The organism is Klebsiella sp. MS 92-3 (genome assembly GCF_000195655.1).
GTDB lineage: Bacteria > Pseudomonadota > Gammaproteobacteria > Enterobacterales > Enterobacteriaceae > Klebsiella > Klebsiella pneumoniae.
The window spans coordinates 1-593 of record NZ_GL882876.1 but is presented as its reverse complement, the minus strand read 5'-3'; the positions used below and the strand labels follow the sequence as shown (position 1 = coordinate 593).

General features: G+C 46.5%; 2 protein-coding genes. Both read right to left on the bottom strand.

Features of this window, described 5'->3' with window-relative positions; all coding sequences use genetic code 11:
• The coding region (locus tag HMPREF9538_RS0128685; protein WP_171805153.1) for an entry exclusion protein 1 at window positions 1-360 on the bottom strand (360 nt) is incomplete at its 3' end.
• Between the two features lie 20 nt (window positions 361-380).
• The coding region (locus HMPREF9538_RS32680) for a hypothetical protein (protein WP_216087203.1) at window positions 381-593 on the bottom strand (213 nt) is incomplete at its 5' end.

The window sequence follows — 593 nt, the reverse complement described above, 5'->3', positions numbered from 1 at the left end:
CTGTAACTGTTCCCGTTCTGCTTCCTGGTGCCTGCGATCCATATCCTGTGCCTGTTTATCCTCAAGCATCAGCGTCAGGTATTGTTTCAGCTCATTCAGTTCCCGGAGAATGCGTTCTGTCTGCTGATCATGTGGATTTTCTGCCTGTCCCACAGTGTGCCTTTCTTGTGTCTCATTTTGCTTTAATTCGCCGTATGCCCGGATCAGTTCACTGGTTTCAAACTCCCTTCGTCCGTCCTGGCTGGTACGGTAACTGACAAGACCTGAGCGCATATCACGGTAAAACTGTGAACGCGATCTTCCAGTCATTTTCAGTGCGTCCCGGAGTGTGTGCCATGCCATAAAGTTACAGTGTCCCATAGGTGTCTCATCTCATGGTTTCAGTAAAACATAATGAGGTCTGAGAACGGTAATGTTTGCGCCGGTTTTTGTGGTATCCGGCGGGAATAGCGCGTGGTGTGAGAGACTGTTTTTTTGATCGTTTTCACAAAAATGGAAGTCCACAGTCTTGACAGGGAAAATGCAGCGGCGTAGCTTTTGTACTGTACATAAAACCAGTGGTTATATGTACAGTATTTGTTTTTAATGGTTTG